Origin of the sequence: Herminiimonas aquatilis (genome assembly GCF_042665175.1) — a bacterium.
Taxonomy (GTDB): Bacteria; Pseudomonadota; Gammaproteobacteria; order Burkholderiales; family Burkholderiaceae_D; genus Oxalicibacterium; species Oxalicibacterium aquatilis.
This window is the reverse complement of record NZ_JBHTCC010000001.1, coordinates 1,852,868-1,872,831: the sequence shown is the minus strand read 5'-3', so window position 1 is coordinate 1,872,831 and position 19,964 is coordinate 1,852,868. Positions and strand designations below refer to the sequence as shown.

The following is a 19,964-nucleotide window of genomic DNA, read 5'->3' as shown; positions in this document are numbered from 1 at the left end:
CTAGCCCAGTTTTGAGCTCAGGATAGAGCGGCCGGGACGATGCGAAGGGGTGTGAATCGCACGCAGAGCACGATATGATCCGAGTGTGGGAAAGTTCATTGAAAGACAAGGGACTATGAACGCAACCGTCACAAAATCTGCAAAAAGCACAAAAAAAATTGCCGCGAAAAAGGCTGTTACACCTGCTCGTTCCAAGCCGGCGGGTAAAGTGACTGCAGCGAAAACCGCTGCAAAGCCAGCTGTCAAATCGGTCGCCAAAGTGGTAAAAAAGGCCCCGACGAAGAGTGCGGTAAAATCCCCAAAGGTCGCGGCAAAAAAAACGGCCGTTGCAAATAATCTGCAACCCGTAGCCAAACCGGCAGTCAAAGCAAAGGCAGCTGTTAAAGTAACCGCGGTAACCGCGCAACCAATTAAGAAAGTTACTGCAGTCGCGCCCAAGGCAATCGCAGTAGCCGCAAACAAAAACGCATCTCGGTCTGGAGCAGACGGCACGAAAAAGGTCATCTCCGCACCAGTAGATAAAATTGAACAACCTGTAGTTTCGAAAGTACGCGAAGTGGCAACTAAATCAAGCAAAGCAACCCCGACCGACGCTAATGACGGCACCCTGTTAACCGAAGCGCAAATCCTCAAGATGGGCGAAAAGGATTACATGAATGCGGCGCAACTCGCATTCTTCAAAAATCGCCTGCAACAGCTTGAAAAAGACCTGTTGAAAAATGCAGACGAAACCACCGAACATTTGCGTGAAACTGTTCTCGTCCCCGATCCGGCCGATCGCGCGACAATTGAAGAAGAACATGCGCTGGAATTGCGCACACGCGATCGCGAACGCAAGCTTCTGAAAAAAGTACAGCAATCGATCGCCAGCATAGATGCCGGCGATTACGGCTGGTGCGAAGAAACCGGCGAACCTATCGGCGTACCGCGTTTGCTGGCTCGCCCTACTGCAACCTTGTCGCTGGAAGCTCAGCAACGTCGTGAATTGAAACAAAAGCTGTATGGTGACTGATTCCAACCGGAATTAATCACGATTCATACACAAACAAAGCGCGCGGCCCCTATCCGCGCGCTTTGTTTTTTTGTAAAATGCAATTCTGTTGCAATAGGCAATTATCCAGATCGCCTCGAAGCGAGTATTCGAAGCAGGGGGAGTTGGTTATTGCACCCAATATCTGGTCCAGCCAGCGAAATCCGTGGCACGCTATTTTGGCAGTCGGAAGATCCGACGCAAATGCCGCGTAAATAAATGAGTGTTTTTTGAAACCTGTATTTTCATCCCGCACATCAACCGCAGCTCGACTTTGCTTCGCCGCATTGTTGATCGTAGCCGTACTGTTCGCGCAATGGATCGGATTGCGGCATCGGATCGAACATGCCGACGGGGCAGATAATCTGCATTCCGTACAGACTGTGAACACGAGCGCATCCAGTAACGCAGGCTCAGACGCGCCAGCTGTCGAATATGCTGGCGATAAATCCCATTCTTGTGCGCTGTTTGATGGCATGGCGCTGGCCGATAGTGCGCCTGCACTTCCGTTTATTCCTTTGTTGCAAACCAGCGTGCAAGTTCTGGCGCTGTGGGCTGCCCATACATCATGGGATGCGCCCTTCCTCTGTCATTTTTCCTCACGCGCACCGCCAGCGGCGTAACTGATTTTCCTGCTTGTACAGCCATGCCTGATCGCCCGGCGATTTAGCGCATCCGCTTTTATTCGATTTTTCAAGGAAGTATCATGATCGCCCAACGCACCCTGTTGGCCAGCGCTGTTCTATCCGCGCTCGCCTCATTGTCACACTCCGCTTTTGCGCAAGCGCAAGAACAAACCCTCCCTGCCGTCGTCGTCACCTCGACACCGTTCAACAGCGATGAAGCCGCACAAATACTCGCGCCAGCCAAAGTTTTGTATGGCGACGAATTGCGCGAAAAACTCGGCAATTCACTCGGTGACACTCTCTCGCAGGAACTCGGTGTCTCGGCATCCGCATTTGGTGCAGGCGCATCGCGCCCCATCATTCGCGGACTGGAAGGTCCACGCGTCAAAATTCTGCAAAACGGCATGTCTATACAGGATGTGTCCAGCCTGTCCAACGATCATGCAGTCGGTGGAGAAGCATCAACTGCACGCCAGATTGAAATCTTGCGCGGACCTGCCGCATTGTTATACGGCTCGGGCGCGATTGGCGGTGTGGTCAACATCATCAATGACCGCATTCCAACCGTCTTGAATACCAAACCCACAGGCGAAGCTGAAGCACGCTACGGCTCGGTCGACAATACAAAAAATATGTCGCTGTCCGTGGATGGTGCCGCCGGCGATATCGGCTTGCATCTGGATGGCAATTGGCGCGATGCCGACGATTATAAAATTCCTGGCAACGTCAGCCTGAGCGATCCGAGCCTAGGCTCCGGTCGCTTGCCCAACTCGTATGCGCGCGCCAACAGCATGGGGCTGGGAGCGTCCTATATCCAGAGCTGGGGTCACATCGGCGCATCGGTTGGCGTCAACGACGATCGCTACGGCATTCCAACCGAGGAAAGATCTTTCATTACCCTGAAACAAACACGTTTCGATATAGATGGGCTGGTGAAGGAGCCGTTCGCCAACTTCGAGTCCCTGCGCTTCAAACTGGGGCATACCGATTACAAGCACACAGAAAATCTGCAAGACGGCACGCCGGCAACCGATTTCAAAAATAATGCACTGGAAAGCCGCATCGAATTGACGCACAAGCCGATGGCAGGCTGGCGCGGCACCTTCGGTTTGCAAACCGAAAACTCGGAATTCTCGGCACTTGCCGCAGATGGTAGCGGACCGGAAACAGTGCCGTTAACCAAGAGCAATTCGATCGCCGGTTTCCTGTTGGAAGAACGCGACTTCGGCCCGTTCCGCGTCAGTGCGGGCGCACGCATGGAATCAGTTGAGCGCAAGCCTGATGCAGCATCGGGCTTGGCGCAGCGCGACTTCAACCTTGGTTCCTACTCACTCGGCGGGCTGTGGGCATTCACACCCGGCTATGGCCTTGGTGCCACAGCGTCTGTCGCGCAACGCGCACCGGCAATCGAAGAACTGTACTCCAACGGTCCGCATGAATCGACGGCGACCTATGACATCGGCGACAACCAGCTGAGCAAGGAAACTTCCCGCAACTTTGAAATCAGCCTGCAAAAAACCGAAGGCCTGCTGCGCTGGAAAGCCAACCTCTACCAAAACCGTGTGAAGAATTTCATCTACGGCCGTACCGATGGCACCAAAGTCGGTGAAGATGGCGTAGCAGATCCAGACGGCGAATTCACTGAACGCTTCTGGTCGCAAAACAGTGCGACGATACGCGGAGCGGAAGCCGAAATCAGCTACAACCTGCGTGGTCAGGGCTGGTCCTGGCGTGGTTTTGCCGACACATCGCGCGGCAAACTGACCGGCCTCGACAATCTGCCGTTGCAGCCTGCCACTCGGTTCGGCGGCGAAGTTGCTCATCGCCAAGGTCCGTGGCGTTCAGGTGTGAAGGTGTTGCACGCGCAACAACAGGACAAGCTGGCCAGCTTTGAGAGCTTCGTCACGCCCTCATATACGCAGGTCGACGCGAATTTGTCGTACACGCAACGCTACAATGCAAGCGACGTCACCTGGTTTGCCATTATCAAGAATCTGCTGAATGAAGACATCCGCTTGTCGACATCAGTGTTGCGTGAAAACGCACCATTACCAGGAAGAAACCTGATCGTTGGCGTTCGTACAAGTTTTTAAAGATAGTTCATCGTTTTTTGGCTACACTAGTGACCTGCAGGATATCTGCGGGTCGCTTTGTGCTACTTGCCTGTGTTACCTTTGGACGAGAATTTTTGCAAGCCATGCATCGGGGGGACATTCCGAGCTAGGCACTTTATAAACTTGGCGCGCCGTTAAAATTTTGACAAGTGCAAGCCGTTGCTCAACGGGATAGACGTGGGGATTTTTTCGCTATTTGGCAAGAAAGACGGGCAGTCGGCACGCAAGCCGACTGAGCAAGAGTCTTCGCAAAAGAAGCGCGACGAGAATGCTGCTCGCGCCGCAAAGAACGAAAACGAACAAACGCAAATGGTGCAGCGCAAGGCAGCCCATGCGACCGCCCTGAAAATCGACGCCATTGAGTCTGAAATGTCGTCGGAGTTTGTCAAACCACTTCCTTTCAGTGGCAATACAATGCCCGGCCCCTCCAGCCAGTTCATGAATACCGAACAGCGCGTGCCCGATGCTCGTGCTCACGCAAAATCAAAAGACAATCAGACAGTCCCGCTAGAACAGGCATCGATGCTGCCCGACATCATGGGTGCCAGTACCGCCTTCCTGCTGGGAGCAGAAACGGTCATAGGACCGGTCGCAATTTCAGCGTCAGAATCGGCACCCGTCATTGAAGAAGCTGCGATCCTGTTCGCTAATGGCCAGACCGACCTGGTCGAACCCATACTGTTGAATGCGATCGCAGAAGATGCACTAGGAAACACACCGTTGACCGTGTGGGGCATGTTATTCGATCTCTATCAAGTCACCGGCCAGCGCACATCGTTTGAAAACCTGTCGATCGAATATGCCAACAAATTTGAAATGTCACCACCGACGTGGATAGACGGCAATAGCGTAGAAGCCAAGGAGCAAGCAGCCGCGCCGCGCGCCGGTAGCACGCCGGGAGTTGCATTTGCCGGCAAGCTTGACGCCACCAGCATCAAGCAGCTGGAGCGCATCAAAAACATGGCGGAAATGAGTAATGTCATCAAACTCGAATTCGCTCGCGTCACCGAGGTTGACCCGGTCGGCTGCGGCCTGCTGTTCAGTGTGCTGCAAAGACTGCAAAAATCCGGCCACAATCTGATCCTGGTCGGCGCACCGGAACTGGCAGAAAAGATTCGTGCAATCCTGATGGTAGGCCGACGCGATGAGACAGAAGCTCCATGGTTATTACTGCTGGAAATTTTACGCCTGTTGAATCGCGAATCCGATTTTGAAGAAACCAGCATCGATTACTGTGTCACTTTTGAAGTGTCGCCGCCCTCCTTCGTTTCACCGCAAAACAAAGTGGTGACCGCAGCCGAAGAAACCGCTGAACCTGACGAAACTGCCGGCGACCATTTTGCCATGCCGGTTATCATCGATGCCAAAACAGATACGCTCGTACAAAGCATCACTGCCTACGCACACACGCGCAATCCGGTCATACTCGACTGCACACGCCTGACGCGCATGGATTTCAATGCCGCAGGACGCCTGTTTGGCAGCTTGACGCCCTTGATCAGCGCCGGCAAAAGCATCGAATTGCACAATGCCAATCATTTTATCGTCGCCCTCTGTCATGTAATGGGTGTTGCTGAGCTTGTACGTATCGTTCCGCGTAAAAACTGACTCCATCACCAAAGGCGCAATTTCGACTTGTAATCGAAGCGTCCGCCCCCATTTTTTCTAGAATGCCGCTCTCAGCATAGGGCGCGCACGACTCATCAAACATCATCCGTTTTGCATCACTGCTTTGCATTAAATCGGCCACTTCTATTTCAGAGGCAAGCATGGAACAATTTCACGGCACCACCATACTGTCTGTACGACGCGGTAATATCGTCGCGCTCGGCGGCGATGGTCAGGTCACATTAGGCAATATCGTCATGAAGGGCACCGCGCGCAAAGTGCGCAAGGTCTACGGCGGCAAAGTACTGGTCGGTTTCGCCGGCGGCACTGCAGACGCATTTACGCTGCTGGAACGTTTTGAATCCAAACTTGAAAAGCATCAGGGTCATCTGATGCGCGCATCAGTCGAGCTGGCCAAGGACTGGCGTACCGATCGCATGCTGCGTCGCCTTGAAGCCATGCTGCTGGTCGCGGATCACGAAACCACATTGGTCATAACAGGCAATGGTGATGTTCTGGAACCGAACGACGGCATAGGCGCGATCGGCTCAGGCGGGAGCTATGCACAATCTGCAGCCAAGGCCTTGCAGGACAATACGGATCTGTCGCCACTCGAAATCGTCAAGAAATCCCTGACCATCGCCGGTGAGCTGTGCATTTATACCAATCTGTCGCACACGATAGAAACCCTGGACTAATTTGGAAGGCGCCCGACTCAGGCGAACACATCATGAACATGACCCCAAAAGAAATCGTTTCCGAACTGGATAAACACGTTGTTGGCCAAGCCAATGCCAAACGTGCCGTCGCCATCGCGCTGCGCAATCGCTGGCGCCGGCAGCAGGTGCAAGAGCCGTTACGCCACGAAATCACGCCGAAGAATATTCTGATGATAGGACCGACCGGCGTCGGCAAAACTGAAATCGCGCGACGCCTCGCCAAACTGGCCGATGCGCCTTTCATCAAGATCGAAGCCACCAAATTTACCGAAGTCGGCTACGTCGGCCGAGATGTAGACACCATCATCCGCGACCTGATCGACATCGGCATCAAGCAGACCCGCGAAGTGGAAACACGCAAGGTACGGGCGCGCGCAGAAGATGCTGCCGAAGATCGCATCATCGACATTCTGGTACCGCCGGCACGCGATTTCGGCTTCAGCTCGTCACCGGCTGCAAGCACGGCAAGCACTCCCGATAACACGACGCGCCAAACCTTCCGCAAGCGTTTGCGCGAAGGCTCGCTCGACGATACCGAGATCGAAATCGAACTGGCAGAAGCAGGTCCGACCATGGAAATCATGGCCCCGCCCGGCATGGAAGAAATGACCGAGCAGATCAAGTCCATGTTTTCCGGTGTCGGTGGCACGCGCAAGAAGGCACGCAAAATCAGGATCAAGGAAGCACTCAAACTGTTGATCGACGAAGAAGCCGGCAAGCTGGTCAATGAAGATGAGCTCAAGCAAAAAGCGATTATCAATGTCGAACAAAACGGCATCGTTTTTCTCGATGAGATCGACAAGATTGCCACGCGTTCAGAAACCGGTGGCGGTGAAGTGTCACGCGCGGGTGTGCAGCGCGACTTGTTGCCGCTGGTAGAAGGCACGACTGTCAACACCAAGTACGGCATGATCAAAACCGATCACATCCTGTTCATCGCATCCGGCGCCTTCCATCTGGCCAAGCCATCCGACCTTATTCCCGAACTGCAGGGTCGCTTCCCGATCCGCGTAGAACTGGAATCGCTCTCCATCGCCGATTTTGAACGCATCCTGACGGGTACCGATGCCTGCCTGACCAGGCAATATGAAGCACTGCTGGCAACCGAAGGAATCAAAATCGTATTTGCACAGGATGGCATCCAACGGATGGCGGAAATCGCTTATTCGGTCAACGAGAAAACTGAAAACATAGGGGCGCGGCGTTTATACACGGTGATGGAAAAACTGCTGGAAGAGATTTCTTTCTCCGCCAGCGACAGCCCGGACCAGACGTTGTCCATCGATGCCGCCTATGTCGATGAAAGACTCGGCGCCCTGGCGGTTGACGAAGATCTGTCCCGGTACGTACTGTAGGCTTGCACTTGCTAGAAGTGCTGCGATTTAATCATGGAGAAAAAGTGCGCATGGCAGCATGCGCACCATTGACATCATGGCCAATAAGGCGCTCGCCAAACGGCAAAAACTGACGATACGCACGGAGCCCTCGCAGCGTACGCTGAAACCGCGCAACCCGGTCGCGGTCGCAGCCAAACAACGCGTGGGCGGGTCGCATCAAAAATCCGTTTCGGCGCAGCGACAAATACAAAAACTGCAGTTGAAGAAAAAACTTACTACTCCCGACGAGCAGTAAGCGCCCTGTTCCAGGCTTCTGTCATTTTGCGATTGATTGATTCGGCGCGGTTTGTTTGTTATAACAAAGGGGAAATCGCAACTGAGTTGTCGCGCGGGCATCTGACGCAATGCACCAGCCCTGATTGCAATCGAACTATGTTGAGGAGAAGAATATGGCTCTACCGCATGCAACATCCGGCCAGTTGATAGACGTGAGGCCACTGGGAACGAGAATTACAACATCCGTTTCCAACGCCCTCTTTAAAACCCCACAACTAGAATTGATGCGCCTAGTGCTGCCACGCGGCAAAGGCATGCCGGAACATTCCGTCCCTGGCGCAGTCACAATCCAGTGTCTGGAAGGCGCAATCGAATTGCATGCGCATCAGAAAACCCAAACCTTGCTGGCAGGGGAACTGGTTTATCTGGCCGGTGGTGAACCGCATGCCTTGCATGCGCTGGAAGATTCGTCGGTTTTATTGACGCTGCTGCTGCAGCATTGATATAGCTGCCGTGATGCGCTGACTGATGGACTAACTGAGGCTCTTGGATTGATTGCCGAACCTGAGAAGAGACAATCAGAATCAGGCGCTTTCATTCCGCGCATCGCGCGCCAGCAGTCTGCCCACCATATCCCTTGGCGAATCGCCATCAAACAAGACTGCCGCCACCGCATTGGTAATCGGCATGTCTATACCGTGTTGATGCGCCAGCGCACGCACGGCCTGCGCGCAACGCACGCCTTCCGCGACGTGACCCAACTCGGTCACGATCTGCTCCAGCTTTTTACCTTGCGCCAAACCCAGCCCCACCTTACGGTTGCGTGACAAGTCGCCGGTGCAAGTCAAAATTAAATCACCCATGCCGGCCAAACCCATGAAGGTTTCGGCCCGCCCGCCAAGCGCAACGCCAAAGCGCGTGATCTCAACCAGCCCACGTGTAATCAATGCCGCACGCGCATTCAAACCCAGCTTGAGACCATCAATAATGCCGGTCGCAATCGCCAGAATATTCTTTACCGCACCGCCTACTTCCACCCCGATCAAATCATCGGTCGAATAGATACGGATACTAGGCCCGTGCACGGCAGCGACGACCAGTTCACGCAATGCTGAGTTATCCGATGCAATCGCCAGCGCACACGGCAAACCTTGCGCGACTTCCTGTGCAAAGGAAGGGCCGGACAAAGCACCTGCCGGAATATCACTGCCTAAAACCTGGCGCACGATTTGATGCGGCAGCAAATGCGTATCGGCCTCAAAGCCTTTGCACAACCAGACAATATTCGGAATGGCATGCGCCTTCAGTTGCTCGGCCAGCGGACGCAAACCTGCCAACGATGTCGCCACCAGCAACAATCCATCCGAGGCGACATGCGCGATGGCAGCCGCGAAATCCGCACTTACGACGAGGCTATCCGGAAAACGAAAACCCGGCAGATAGGGCGCATTCTCACGCCGCCGCTCCGCTTCCTGCATCGCCGCCGCATCGCGTCCCCACAACACAACCGCATGCCTATCAGCCAGCGACATCGCCAAAGCCGTACCCCATGCGCCTGCGCCTAATATTGTGATATTCATGCAGTGAATTTGCTTAAGTAGATTAAGTATCGAAGAATGAGGATGCCGATCATGCCACGATCATGGCCGAGTGGCAGCTCAGGAAAACCTCTGTTTGGCAACAGCGCAATTGTTTCGGACAGCGATTATTTGGCCTACTCGCCCCACACTTCCGCAGTTTTTGCGAAGCCGACGGGTCCGTCTTTGTGCCTCAGCTTGACCCAGCCTGCGGCAGGCGGCGCCAGCCATTCCAGCAATACGCCCTTATCCACTGTCGTTACGACGCCAGCGTTTTCTTCGGGCGTGATATGCAGCTTCAGATTGGCCACCGTGACAATGACATTCCGTTTTGACGTCAATGCGGCTGCGTCAATCCAGGATAAATCGCCCGTCGCATCACGCACTTTGCTCCAGCCATTTTGCGTAAAAATGATTTCCACCGGCATACCGCGCGGCGCAATGAACATTGCGCGGCCACGCTCAGACGGTGCGTTATACAAAATAGCAGGATTAGCACCCACAGATTTATATTCGGCCGCCTGTGCCGGCGCTGTTGCCAGCATCGATATCAGCAATGTTGCACAAGCCGGGAAAGACCATTTCATGCGATTACCTTCAACACATTATCGAAAAATGCTGCGCGCCATGCTTAGTCAAACTTCACGGCGCGCGGTAAAAATATCAATTAATGCTTTGCTACCGAACCGTCTGCCATCACGATGCCAGAGCTGCTTTCAGTCTGCTGCTGCGCGATTGCTGCCAGGCGTTGCTGATAGAACACTTCGAAATTGATTTCCGTCAGATGCACAGGCGGGAAGCCGGCACGGGTGATCGCGTCGGCGATATTCGCGCGCAAGTAGGGATAAATCGTGCTTGGGCAACCGATGCCGATCAAGGGATCGAGCTGCTCATCAGGGATATTACGTGCTTCGAAAATGCCGGCTTGCTTGCCTTCGACCAGGAATGCGATCTTGTCCTTGATCTTTGCGGTGACGGTAATTGTTACAGTCGACTCAAAAATACCATCAGCGATTTGCTCTGCACCGACATCAACTGCCACTTCAATTTCAGGAGACTCTTGCTCGAGGAAAATTGCCGGCGAATTAGGTTGTTCCAGCGACAGATCTTTCAGGTAAACACGTTGGATCTGGAATACAGGTTGCAGATTTTCGTCAGCCATGAAGCACTTTCAGTCAGATTAAAAATGGAGGGCGATCAGCCCTCCGAACAGTTACCGCTTAATTTGTTTGAATACAGATTAACGCATCGTCGACTCGTATCGAGCCAAACACGTCAGGCCGCCTGCAATAATGCATCCAGTTTGCCCGCGCGTTCCAGCGCATTCAAATCATCGAAGCCACCCACATGCGTATCACCGACATAAATCTGCGGCACGGTGCGGCGACCGGTCTTCTCCATCATCGCCACCCGTTGGGCGGGATCGAGGTCGATGCGGATTTTTTCAATATTGGCAATCCCTTTGGCAGTCAACAAACGTTCCGCCATCGTGCAATACGGGCAAACGCCAGTGCTATACATCGTCACATGCGCAGTCATAATTTTCCTTCTTAAGCTCAAATTACTGAATGCTTACTTGGTAACAGGCAAGCCTTGAGATTGCCATGCATCCAGGCCACCGAGTAAACTAGCGGCTTCGGGATAGCCCTCTTTTTTCAGTTGTGCGGTTGCTTTTGCCGATTTCAATCCCTTGGCACACACAACAATCACAGGGCGGGCCTTGAATTTTTCCAGCTCACTGATACGTGCTTTCAATTCTTTCAATGGAATATTTTTCGCGTCACGGATATGACCGGCAGCAAATTCATCTGCGTTTCTGACATCGAGAATCAGGGTTTTCCCTTGATTAATGATCTGGGTTGCCTGTAAGGGCGTAACTTTTGCGCCAGCGCGTTGTAGTGTGTGCATGACCAATGCGCCGCCCGATACCAGCACGATGCCGATCAGAAAAATGTTATCAATGATGAATTTCACAGTGTTCCAATGAATAGAAAGAATGTTCGCATTATAAAATAGAAGACCGAATACAATTCGGATTCGGCATTTTGCATCAAAAAACCATTACTTACCTATTAGAACCATGTACAAAATCGTATTGATGCGCCACGGCGAGTCCACATGGAACCTCGATAATCGCTTTACCGGCTGGGCCGATGTCGATTTGACTGAAAAAGGTTGCGCTGAAGCAAAGCACGCCGGCAAACTGCTGCGCGAAGCAGGATTCACCTTCGATCTTGCTTATTCGTCAGTATTGAAGCGTGCGATACGCACGCTCTGGATCACGCTCGACGAGATGGATCTGATGTGGATACCCGTCGTCTGCGACTGGCACCTGAACGAACGTCACTACGGCGCCCTGCAAGGCATGAACAAGGCAGAAACGGCCAAGCAGTATGGCGCCGACCAGGTTCTGCAATGGCGTCGCAGCTATGACATCCCGCCCAAACCGCTGGCGGAAGACGATCCGCGCACGATGTACAACGATCCGCGCTATGCCGCTTTGAAACGCGAACAGATTCCCTTGGGCGAATGCCTGAAAGATACCTTGCTGCGCGTAGAGCCTTATTGGAATGACACCATCGTGCCATCGATACGCGCCGGCAAACAAATCATCATCTCGGCGCATGGCAACAGCTTGCGTGCGCTGATCAAAATTCTCGACGGCATCAGTGATCAGGATATCGTTTCCCTCAGCATTCCAAACGGTCGTCCTATCGTCTATGAACTGGATGAGAACCTGAAACCGATACGCCATTACTACCTGGGCGATCAGGCGTCGCTGGAAGCCGCCGTCAAGGCAGCCGCCAGCCACGGGCAAGTCGCATAAATTCCGTGCCAATTTCGCTTCTCTCTTCCTTCAGATGCACTACGCACATACCGGTCGCTCAACATAAGCAACGATTGACGGGTATGCGCTTAATGACTTCGTGTGTTGTGTTCGCGTTATGCGCAGGCGTATATGCCAACGCGCATGCGCAAAAAACTACCGACCGCAGCAAGCAGAAAGTTATCGCCGAGAGCGAACGCGCCGATTTGCGGCAAAAACTGACAACACTCAAACGCAGCATCGACAAGACAGAGACAGCAAAGAGCTCCGCCGCAGACGCCCTGGCCAAATCGGAAGAAGCAATCTCGGACGCACAACGCAATTTGCGCGACCTTGCCGATGAACAGCAAAAAACCGAAGCCAAACTGAAAGATCTATCCAGCCAGCAGGCTGCGCTGAAGAAAATTGTAGAAACTCAGCAAAACCAGCTGGCCAAACTGCTACGCGAGCAATATATCGCCGGCAATGAAGATCGTATCAAGCTGCTGCTCTCAGGCGACAATCCAAATCGCATCAATCGCGAACTGCAATACATGGGCTACGTTTCGCGCGCGCAAGCGACGCTGATCGAATCCTTGCGTGCCAACCTGCAGGCAATAGCAGACAACCAGGCCCATGTACAAAACGCCAAGGATGAACTCGACGAAATTGCTGGCGAGGCACGCGAACAGCATGCGATTCTGCAAAAGGAAAAAGCACAGCGTGCCAGCTTGCTCGCGCAGTTATCGACCAAGCTGGTCGCACAGCGCAAGGAAGTCGGCAATATCGAACGCAATGAAAAGCGACTTTCCAGCCTGGTGGACCAACTTGCGATATTGATTCAGGAACAACGCAAGGCAGAAGCGGCCGCTGCGGAAAAGCGCAAGCAGGAACGCGCAGCACGTGAACGCGAAGAGCGTGAAAAGCGTTTGGCGCAGGCAAAAAAGCGCAGCGCACAGAATGACAAGGCTTCTAGTGGCAAGATTAACAACCCGAATGCGATTGAAGACGATGAACCGCCAGCGCAAGAAAAACCGACGCGAGCCCTCGCCAGAAATGAACTGACTCCTGATGCCAGCGTCCAAGATGGTGTTTTCGCCGCATTGCGTGGCAAGTTGCATCTGCCTATACGCGGCGACGTGACTGCCAAATTCGGCGGCAAACGTGGCGATGGCCCAACCTGGAAAGGCTTGTTCATACGAGCTGATGAAGGCACGGAAGTCAAAGCGGTGGCGCAGGGCCGCGTAGTGTTTGCAGAATGGCTACGCGGTTTTGGCAATTTGATCATTGTTGATCATGGCAGCCAGTACATGACGATTTACGGCAATAATCAATCCGTTTTAAAACACGCCGGCGATGTCGTCAAAGCCGGCGACGTAATTGCCAGCACAGGTAATAGCGGCGGCAATGAACAATCAGGTTTATACTTTGAAATGCGACACCAAGGTCGCGCGTTTGACCCGCTCAGTTGGGTAACTATTAGGTGAACATGGGAACGAAACTCAAGAATATCGGATTGATCGGTTTAGGCATGGTTGCCGGCGCGATCGGTATGGGCACGCAACTGGATGCAATGGCACAGAAAAGTGCCGGCAATCCATTGCCTATCGAGGAATTGCGCCAGCTGGCTGATGTATTCGGACTCATCAAATCGGATTACGTTGAACCGGTCGAAGACAAGAAATTACTGACGGAAGCGATTTCCGGCATGGTGTCGTCACTGGATCCGCACTCCGCCTATCTGGATAAAAAAGCATTCAAGGAATTGCGTGAAGGTACGCAAGGCAAGTTTGTCGGACTCGGCATCGAAGTCGGCATGGAAGACGGCTACGTCAAAGTCATTTCGCCGATCGAGGATTCGCCTGCTTATCGCGCCGGCATCAAGGCGGGTGATTTGATCACGCGCCTTGACTCCACTCCTGTCAAAGGCATGACGCTGGACGAAGCCGTCAAGAAAATGCGCGGCGAACCAAATACCAAGATCACGCTGACAATTGCTCGCAAAGACGAAGACAAGCCTATCGTTACCACCATCACGCGTCAGGAAATCCGTGTGCAAAGCGTGAAGGCCAAGATTGTCGAACCAGGTTATGCATGGTTGCGCGTCGCGCAATTCCAGGAACCTACAGTGGACGACATGGCGAAGAAAATCGCTGCCTTGTACGCACAGGAACCAAACATGAAAGGTCTGGTGCTCGACTTGCGTAACGATCCGGGCGGTGTCTTGCCAGGCGCAATCGGTGTCTCCGCAGCCTTCCTGCCGAAAGATGTGGTCATCACATCGACCAATGGTCAATTACCGGATTCCAAAGCGAGCTTCTACGCACGTCGCGAATTCTATGCGGCACGCGCAGTCGGCGACCCACTGGCGAAACTGCCTGATGCGATCAAGAAAATCCCTATGGTCGTATTGGTTAACTCCGGCTCCGCTTCAGCCTCTGAAATCGTGGCTGGCGCATTGCAGGATTACAAGCGCGCCACCATCATGGGCACGCAAACTTTCGGCAAGGGCTCGGTACAAACCATACGTCAACTTTCCGCTGATACCGCTGTCAAGTTGACGACCGCGCGTTACTACACGCCTAGCGGCCGCTCGATTCAAGCCAAAGGTATCGTACCGGATCTGATGGTCGATGAAACTGCAGATGGCGATGGCTTGAATAGCTTGCGCCTGCGTGAAGCCGATTTGCAAAAGCATTTGACCAACGACAAGGACAAAGAAGCTGAAGCCCGTCCTGCAGTTGATGAGCTGGAAGAAGAACAACGCATCGCTGCGCTGGAGAAAAAACGCAAACCACTGGAGTTCGGCAGCAAAGACGACTTCCAGTTGGCGCAAGCGCTGAATCACTTGAAAGGTTTGCCTGTGATTCTTTCGAAAGCAAAAGTCGAAGTGAAGAAAGAACCTGGTATCAACCAGCCAAAAACAGAATCAAAAACAGAACCGAAAACCGACGACAAGAAATAGTCTTCAGCATTCGCCAAAAAGGCCGCAGCGATGCGGCTTTTTTGATTGCGGCACAATTTTTCTCATGTGCACCCAGCGAATGATGCGGCACTCATGCGATATTGAATACGCGCCCACACGGATACCTTATGAACGACCAACAATTACTGCGTTATTCGCGCCACATCCTGCTCGATGAACTCGATATCGAAGGCCAGGAAAAGCTGTTGGCAGCGCATGTCTTGATCATAGGCACGGGCGGCCTAGGGTCTCCTGCGGCGTTTTATCTCGCTTCCGCCGGTGTCGGCACCATCACGCTAGTCGACGATGACACCGTGGATCTGACCAATCTTCAGCGCCAGATTCTGCACACCACGCAACGGGTCGGTCAGGCCAAGGTGTTATCGGGACAACAGACACTGACTGAAATCAATCCGACCATCAAGATCGTCGCGCTGAAAGAACGTGTGTCGGGTGCGCGCCTGAATGAACTGGTGCAGAGTGCATCGGTGGTATTGGATTGCAGCGACAATTTCGCCACACGGCATGCAGTCAATCGCGCCTGTGTTGCCAATCGCGTGCCGCTGGTTTCCGGTGCTGCAATCAAGTTCGATGGCCAGATCAGTGTGTTCGACAAGCGCGATGAAAACGCGCCATGCTATTCCTGCCTGTTCCCGGAAGATCAGCAGTTCGAAGAAGTGAATTGCGGCACCATGGGCGTATTCGCGCCACTGGTCGGCATCATCGGCAGCATGCAAGCCGCAGAAGCCTTGAAGATCATTGCAGCGATAGGCGAATCGCTGACCGGTCGCCTGTTATTGCTAGATGCCCGGACCATGGAATGGAGCAGCATCAAGTTCGCGCGCAATGCCAGCTGTAGCGTCTGCGGACATGCACACTAAGTCATCCTTGGCAAACTGAGCGCCGCAAAAATACTGCGACACGGCTGCCACGTGTGCAGCGCAGCTGCTCGACGTGGTACTGGCTGCATGCTTAGCTCAGTTGCTCGTACATTCCGGTAATTCTATCCATCGCTTCCAGAATCCGCTCGCTAGTCGTCGCAACATTGGTCGCAAAGCGCACCTTGGCTTCCACACTATCGGCGCTGCTCTTCAAGGCTTGATCGAAGAAAAACCATTGCTGCTGCGCCAGTGTCATTTCCGCATTGATGGCCGGCGTATTTTTCGGCGAGTTGCTTAATTCCGTCATCGCCAGCAAAAATTCATCGCGTGCCTTGGCCAGGTTGATCAAGCCATCAGACGATGCCACGCCCCAGTTGATCGCCTGATAAAACTTCGCCATGCGTTGCGACAACATGCGCTGGCGTCCGGAAATATTCACCAGTCGCGCCGCCACCGAACCCGAGAATCTTTCCAGTTGCACAGTGGACGCGTGCGCCAGGGTCAGCACTTCCTCATTGATCACCATCATCTCTTTCGCATCCTGACGATTCGGCACCTTGCCGACGAGGACGGTTTTGTAAGCGGCCCATGTTTTCCTCAAATCGTTCAGCGTGCCCTTGTTGTCAGACGTGGGCGCGAACGCTTCCAGCTCGTACAACTGCCGTTCAAACAGAGCGATTGAGGCGCTGAAGATTTTTTTCGATCGCTGCAAATCAATGGACTGGCCCATTTGCAGATAACTTTTCGCCACACGCTGCGACAGCATGCGCTGGCGACCCGATTTGTTGATGGCGTCATTAATGTGCGTGATAGGGCCATCGGCATAGCCATAGGGAATTACCAGCAAACTCCCGCTGGCAACCAGGCTGGCTTGGAGGAAGTGACGCCTGTTCATTTTTTATTCCTTATTATATTGAGGGCTAGAGTCAAATGGCGGCACGAGGCAGGACCGGCATAGATTCCTGAGTGCAAAAGATGTGCCAGCCACACCCCGCCAACCCATGCGCACTCAGCCCCGCACGCTCTGCACATCGCCAAATTGGTGCGCGATCACGCTCGCGCCGACAAGCCCCTGCACCAACAACGACGGTCGAATCCCTTTACATAACTTTACCGCTCGCTCGCATGGTCTCAACAGAGCGCCACTAAAGTAGCACCATGCCTGCAAAGCACAGCAGGCTCCATTTGATACACAAAGGAGTTTTGAATGAACAAGCAAATCCCAAGCACGGTATCGGCACAACTTAAAAATACAGGTCACGGTCGCCGCATGATCATGATCACCGCAGGTGCTGCTCTTGTCAGCGCTCTTTCCATCGTCGGCGTCAGCTATGCGCAAGAAGTCCAGGCACCGAAAAAGCCGCAGGCAGAACATCAGTTCGGGCCGCACGGAAAAATGGATCCTGCCCGTGCAGAAAAACGCATGCAGCATATGCTGAAACGCTTGGTCCCAGATGCAACGGCGGAGCAAAAAACCAAACTTGATACCATTGCCAAAGCCGCCTTCACTGACCTGCGCCCGATACAGGAAAAAAGTCGTGAAGCGCGTGCACAAGGCATGAAATTGCTGGCCCAGCCAACAATCGATCGCAATGCGCTGGAACAAGTCCGCCAAACACAGCAACAACTGGCTGACCAGCGTTCACGTCGAGTCACCAAAGCGTTTGCCGATGCAGCCGACGTGCTGACACCTGCACAACGTGTGAAAGCGGTGGAAGAACTGGGCAAGCGCGGCCATCGCTTCGGTCGTGACAGTCATGGACCACGCCACGGTCAACACCATGGCAAAGGCGAAGGACGCGCTGCAGAACCAGCAGCAAAACCATAAGCCAGAGCTAAGATGAAAGCGCCAGCATGACCGGAGGATCGGTCATGCTGGCGCAATTACTTCTCTTTTTTAGTGACCTGCACATTATTCCATTCCGCAAGCGAAGCACACGCATACTGCTGGAACTGGCAACACGATTACCGCTTTGATTGCGAAATGGAATTACACTAACAAGATGACTCTACGACTACTCATGATAGAAGACGACCAGCGCCTCGCCAGCATGGTCGCCACTTACCTTAACCAGAACGGTTTCGACGTGCAGCACAGTGCGACGGCCAAGGATGGCTTGCATCAACTGCAGCAAGCCGATGCCACGCAAGCGTTCTCCATCGTGCTGCTCGACCTGATGCTGCCGGATGCCGACGGACTGGATGTCTGTCGGCAAATACGCGCACAGCCGCAACCCACAGGTTCCATGCCCATCGTCATGCTGACCGCCAAAGGCGATCCCATGGATCGTGTGGTCGGGCTGGAACTCGGCGCTGATGATTACATTCCCAAACCGTTTGAACCGCGCGAATTGCTGGCAAGATTGCGTGCCGTATTGCGTCGCCAGCAAGGCGTTGCCACTAGCGCCGAGCGCGTGCTGCGTTTTGGCCGTCTGGAAATCGATCTGGATGCACGCGTGATTCGACTCGACGAGCAAGACAAGCCAGTGACCGCCTATCAATTCAATCTGCTGGCAGCGATGGCAGACAGGGCCGGACGTGTTTTATCGCGCGAGCAATTGATGGATGCCGTCAAAGGCGAACCGCTGGAAGCATTCGATCGATCGATCGACGTCCACATCGGCCGCTTGCGCGCAGCAATTGAAGATGACCCCAAACAGCCCAAGCGCATCATCACCGTACGCGGCGCCGGCTATGTATTTGCAAAGGCGCAGGATGTCTGAACAGGCAACACGCGCGCGCTTCAGCTGGTCACACCGGCTTTATGTGCGCATTTATCTGGCGATGCTGATCAGCCTGACTGTGGCCGGTCTGCTGTTTGCCGCTGCGTGGCGCATGAATGCCGATTCACGCCAGATCGGCCCCAGCCTTGAATCATTTGCGGCGATTGCTTCCGACGTATTGCCGCCACCTGAAGCAAGTAACAAAGAGCAGCAACAGGCACTCGCGCGCTGGCAATCGCGCATGCGTGCAGATTTGACGCTGTACTCGGCCAAACGGGAAAAAATTGCATCCGCCGGGCGCGAACTGCCACCGCTCGATGAAACACAAACCACCAGCGGCTGGATGGGTGGCGGGCCACCTGTCTTTGCCGTCAAATTGCCGGATGATCGCTGGCTGGTCGGCCAGCATCCGGGGCGGCGCAAACCGCCTTTCAGTTTTTTCACCACGCTGGTCTTGATCGGCTTGGCGATGGGCATAGGTTCCTACCCAATTGTGCGGCGTTTGACGCGCAGGTTGGAACGTCTGCAAACCAGCGTCGAGGCGCTGGGTGCGGGTCAGTTATCGACACGCATTGCCGTCGAGGGGCAGGATGAAGTCGGGCGCCTCGCCACCAGCTTCAACCGTTCCGCCGCGCGCATTGAAGCGCTGGTTGATGCGCAAAAAGCCTTGCTGGCAAATGCCTCGCACGAATTACGTTCACCGTTGGCACGCATACGCATGGCGATCGAATTGATGGGTAGCGAAGCGCAACCGGAAATCCGTAGCGAGCTGAAGCGCAACATCGGCGAACTCGATCAATTGATCGATGAAATCTTGCTCGCCAGCCGACTCGATGCAACTGCTGACACGACACAAGCATTTGAAAAAATCGATCTGACTGCGCTGGTCGCGGAAGAATGTGCACGCCTCGATGCGCAACTCGACGCGCAAGCCATAGAACTGGCTGGAGATGCACGGCTGCTGCGGCGCATGGTGCGCAACCTGCTGGAAAATGCGCGACGCTACGGCAATGGCACAGAGATCCATGTGACGCTATCGACTGCACCTGGCAATCGTATCCTGCTGCAAGTCTGCGATGGCGGCCCCGGCGTACCTGCGACAGAACGTGAAAAAATCTTCGAACCCTTCTATCGGGTAGCAGGTGCCAGCGAGCGCGAAGGTGGCGTCGGTCTGGGTTTGAGCCTGGTACGACAAATTGCACGCCGACATGGCGGCGATGTCGCTTGCGTTGCGCGTAACGAACCCGGCAGCTGTTTCAACGTTACCTTGCCGGCATAAGTTTCTACGCAGCCACGGTCATT

At 53.9% G+C, this 19,964-nt stretch carries 22 protein-coding genes; 15 read left to right on the top strand and 7 right to left on the bottom strand.

What is annotated here, in order from left to right; translation table 11 throughout:
* The gene (locus ACFQO0_RS08750) at positions 1–504 is read right to left on the bottom strand and encodes a hypothetical protein (protein ID WP_382233719.1); all 504 of its coding nucleotides are present in this window, start codon (positions 502–504) and stop codon (positions 1–3) included.
* A 103-nt stretch (positions 505–607) separates the two neighbouring features.
* Between ACFQO0_RS08750 and dksA the strand changes: the two genes are divergently transcribed.
* The 8 genes from dksA to ACFQO0_RS08710 all read left to right on the top strand — a co-directional run bounded on the left by dksA (position 608) and on the right by ACFQO0_RS08710 (position 8,213).
* Positions 608–1,012 (top strand): RNA polymerase-binding protein DksA, encoded by a 405-nt coding sequence (gene dksA, locus ACFQO0_RS08745; RefSeq protein WP_382234083.1) that lies wholly within the window; start codon positions 608–610, stop codon positions 1,010–1,012.
* A 248-nt stretch (positions 1,013–1,260) separates the two neighbouring features.
* Entirely contained in the window at positions 1,261–1,653 is a 393-nt protein-coding gene (locus ACFQO0_RS08740) for a hypothetical protein (protein ID WP_382233717.1), read from the top strand.
* 83 nt (positions 1,654–1,736) lie between these two features.
* Positions 1,737–3,749, top strand: a complete 2,013-nt coding sequence (locus tag ACFQO0_RS08735) for a TonB-dependent receptor (RefSeq protein WP_382233715.1) — start codon at positions 1,737–1,739, stop codon at positions 3,747–3,749.
* A gap of 198 nt (positions 3,750–3,947) precedes the next feature.
* Positions 3,948–5,378 (top strand): hypothetical protein, encoded by a 1,431-nt coding sequence (locus ACFQO0_RS08730; RefSeq protein WP_382233713.1) that lies wholly within the window; start codon positions 3,948–3,950, stop codon positions 5,376–5,378.
* Positions 5,379–5,539: 161 nt separating this feature from the next.
* Positions 5,540–6,076: an ATP-dependent protease subunit HslV gene (hslV, locus tag ACFQO0_RS08725; protein ID WP_382233711.1), complete on the top strand. Its 537-nt coding sequence runs from the start codon at positions 5,540–5,542 to the stop codon at positions 6,074–6,076.
* Positions 6,077–6,108: 32 nt separating this feature from the next.
* Complete coding sequence (hslU, locus tag ACFQO0_RS08720; RefSeq protein WP_382233709.1) at positions 6,109–7,452, top strand: ATP-dependent protease ATPase subunit HslU; 1,344 nt, start codon at positions 6,109–6,111, stop codon at positions 7,450–7,452.
* Between the two features lie 76 nt (positions 7,453–7,528).
* Positions 7,529–7,729 (top strand): hypothetical protein, encoded by a 201-nt coding sequence (locus ACFQO0_RS08715; protein ID WP_382234081.1) that lies wholly within the window; start codon positions 7,529–7,531, stop codon positions 7,727–7,729.
* Positions 7,730–7,883: 154 nt separating this feature from the next.
* Positions 7,884–8,213 carry a cupin domain-containing protein gene (locus ACFQO0_RS08710; protein ID WP_382233707.1) on the top strand — a complete coding sequence of 110 codons (330 nt, stop codon included), beginning with the start codon at positions 7,884–7,886 and terminating at the stop codon, positions 8,211–8,213.
* Positions 8,214–8,294: 81 nt separating this feature from the next.
* Here the strand turns inward: ACFQO0_RS08710 and ACFQO0_RS08705 are convergent, their stop codons facing one another.
* The 5 genes from ACFQO0_RS08705 to ACFQO0_RS08685 form a co-directional block, all read right to left on the bottom strand.
* Positions 8,295–9,290 (bottom strand): NAD(P)H-dependent glycerol-3-phosphate dehydrogenase, encoded by a 996-nt coding sequence (locus ACFQO0_RS08705; protein WP_382233705.1) that lies wholly within the window; start codon positions 9,288–9,290, stop codon positions 8,295–8,297.
* Between the two features lie 134 nt (positions 9,291–9,424).
* The gene (locus ACFQO0_RS08700) at positions 9,425–9,874 is read right to left on the bottom strand and encodes an SH3 domain-containing protein (protein ID WP_382233703.1); all 450 of its coding nucleotides are present in this window, start codon (positions 9,872–9,874) and stop codon (positions 9,425–9,427) included.
* A gap of 80 nt (positions 9,875–9,954) precedes the next feature.
* Positions 9,955–10,449 carry a protein-export chaperone SecB gene (gene secB, locus ACFQO0_RS08695; protein ID WP_382233701.1) on the bottom strand — a complete coding sequence of 165 codons (495 nt, stop codon included), beginning with the start codon at positions 10,447–10,449 and terminating at the stop codon, positions 9,955–9,957.
* 113 nt (positions 10,450–10,562) lie between these two features.
* The gene (gene grxC / locus ACFQO0_RS08690) at positions 10,563–10,826 is read right to left on the bottom strand and encodes a glutaredoxin 3 (protein ID WP_382233699.1); all 264 of its coding nucleotides are present in this window, start codon (positions 10,824–10,826) and stop codon (positions 10,563–10,565) included.
* 33 nt (positions 10,827–10,859) lie between these two features.
* Positions 10,860–11,261 carry a rhodanese-like domain-containing protein gene (locus tag ACFQO0_RS08685; RefSeq protein WP_382233697.1) on the bottom strand — a complete coding sequence of 134 codons (402 nt, stop codon included), beginning with the start codon at positions 11,259–11,261 and terminating at the stop codon, positions 10,860–10,862.
* A gap of 106 nt (positions 11,262–11,367) precedes the next feature.
* Here ACFQO0_RS08685 and gpmA point away from each other — a divergent pair, with 106 nt between their 5' ends.
* The 4 genes from gpmA to ACFQO0_RS08665 all read left to right on the top strand — a co-directional run bounded on the left by gpmA (position 11,368) and on the right by ACFQO0_RS08665 (position 15,939).
* A complete protein-coding gene (gene gpmA, locus ACFQO0_RS08680; RefSeq protein ID WP_382233695.1) occupies positions 11,368–12,114 on the top strand; it encodes a 2,3-diphosphoglycerate-dependent phosphoglycerate mutase in 747 nt (248 codons plus the stop codon).
* Between the two features lie 92 nt (positions 12,115–12,206).
* The gene (locus tag ACFQO0_RS08675; protein ID WP_382233693.1) at positions 12,207–13,580 is read left to right on the top strand and encodes a murein hydrolase activator EnvC family protein; all 1,374 of its coding nucleotides are present in this window, start codon (positions 12,207–12,209) and stop codon (positions 13,578–13,580) included.
* 2 nt (positions 13,581–13,582) lie between these two features.
* A complete protein-coding gene (locus tag ACFQO0_RS08670) occupies positions 13,583–15,058 on the top strand; it encodes a S41 family peptidase (RefSeq protein ID WP_382233691.1) in 1,476 nt (491 codons plus the stop codon).
* Positions 15,059–15,186: 128 nt separating this feature from the next.
* Complete coding sequence (locus tag ACFQO0_RS08665; protein ID WP_382233689.1) at positions 15,187–15,939, top strand: HesA/MoeB/ThiF family protein; 753 nt, start codon at positions 15,187–15,189, stop codon at positions 15,937–15,939.
* Between the two features lie 91 nt (positions 15,940–16,030).
* On the opposite strand, the gene ACFQO0_RS08660 is transcribed toward ACFQO0_RS08665, so the two are convergent.
* Positions 16,031–16,834, bottom strand: coding sequence for a type IV pili methyl-accepting chemotaxis transducer N-terminal domain-containing protein (locus ACFQO0_RS08660; RefSeq protein WP_382233687.1), 804 nt, complete (start codon positions 16,832–16,834; stop codon positions 16,031–16,033).
* A 312-nt stretch (positions 16,835–17,146) separates the two neighbouring features.
* Here ACFQO0_RS08660 and ACFQO0_RS08655 point away from each other — a divergent pair, with 312 nt between their 5' ends.
* The 3 genes from ACFQO0_RS08655 (at position 17,147) to ACFQO0_RS08645 (ending at position 19,941) form a co-directional block, all read left to right on the top strand.
* Entirely contained in the window at positions 17,147–17,767 is a 621-nt protein-coding gene (locus ACFQO0_RS08655) for a Spy/CpxP family protein refolding chaperone (protein WP_382233685.1), read from the top strand.
* Between the two features lie 175 nt (positions 17,768–17,942).
* The gene (locus ACFQO0_RS08650; RefSeq protein WP_382233683.1) at positions 17,943–18,662 is read left to right on the top strand and encodes a response regulator; all 720 of its coding nucleotides are present in this window, start codon (positions 17,943–17,945) and stop codon (positions 18,660–18,662) included.
* Positions 18,655–19,941, top strand: coding sequence for a sensor histidine kinase (locus ACFQO0_RS08645; RefSeq protein ID WP_382233681.1), 1,287 nt, complete (start codon positions 18,655–18,657; stop codon positions 19,939–19,941). Before ACFQO0_RS08650 ends, ACFQO0_RS08645 begins: the two co-directional genes overlap by 8 nt.
* Positions 19,942–19,964: the final 23 nt, after the last annotated feature.

Coding starts and splice junctions, on each gene's coding strand:
- ACFQO0_RS08750 (WP_382233719.1), bottom strand. CDS start 504: ATGACCTTTTTCGTGCCGTCTGCTCCAGACCGAGATGCGTTTTTGTTT.
- ACFQO0_RS08735 (WP_382233715.1), top strand. CDS start 1,737: ATGATCGCCCAACGCACCCTGTTGGCCAGCGCTGTTCTATCCGCGCTC.
- hslV (WP_382233711.1), top strand. CDS start 5,540: ATGGAACAATTTCACGGCACCACCATACTGTCTGTACGACGCGGTAAT.
- hslU (WP_382233709.1), top strand. CDS start 6,109: ATGAACATGACCCCAAAAGAAATCGTTTCCGAACTGGATAAACACGTT.
- ACFQO0_RS08715 (WP_382234081.1), top strand. CDS start 7,529: ATGGCCAATAAGGCGCTCGCCAAACGGCAAAAACTGACGATACGCACG.
- ACFQO0_RS08710 (WP_382233707.1), top strand. CDS start 7,884: ATGGCTCTACCGCATGCAACATCCGGCCAGTTGATAGACGTGAGGCCA.
- ACFQO0_RS08705 (WP_382233705.1), bottom strand. CDS start 9,290: ATGAATATCACAATATTAGGCGCAGGCGCATGGGGTACGGCTTTGGCG.
- ACFQO0_RS08700 (WP_382233703.1), bottom strand. CDS start 9,874: ATGAAATGGTCTTTCCCGGCTTGTGCAACATTGCTGATATCGATGCTG.
- secB (WP_382233701.1), bottom strand. CDS start 10,449: ATGGCTGACGAAAATCTGCAACCTGTATTCCAGATCCAACGTGTTTAC.
- grxC (WP_382233699.1), bottom strand. CDS start 10,826: ATGACTGCGCATGTGACGATGTATAGCACTGGCGTTTGCCCGTATTGC.
- gpmA (WP_382233695.1), top strand. CDS start 11,368: ATGTACAAAATCGTATTGATGCGCCACGGCGAGTCCACATGGAACCTC.
- ACFQO0_RS08675 (WP_382233693.1), top strand. CDS start 12,207: ATGACTTCGTGTGTTGTGTTCGCGTTATGCGCAGGCGTATATGCCAAC.
- ACFQO0_RS08670 (WP_382233691.1), top strand. CDS start 13,583: ATGGGAACGAAACTCAAGAATATCGGATTGATCGGTTTAGGCATGGTT.
- ACFQO0_RS08665 (WP_382233689.1), top strand. CDS start 15,187: ATGAACGACCAACAATTACTGCGTTATTCGCGCCACATCCTGCTCGAT.
- ACFQO0_RS08660 (WP_382233687.1), bottom strand. CDS start 16,834: ATGAACAGGCGTCACTTCCTCCAAGCCAGCCTGGTTGCCAGCGGGAGT.
- ACFQO0_RS08655 (WP_382233685.1), top strand. CDS start 17,147: ATGAACAAGCAAATCCCAAGCACGGTATCGGCACAACTTAAAAATACA.
- ACFQO0_RS08650 (WP_382233683.1), top strand. CDS start 17,943: ATGACTCTACGACTACTCATGATAGAAGACGACCAGCGCCTCGCCAGC.
- ACFQO0_RS08645 (WP_382233681.1), top strand. CDS start 18,655: ATGTCTGAACAGGCAACACGCGCGCGCTTCAGCTGGTCACACCGGCTT.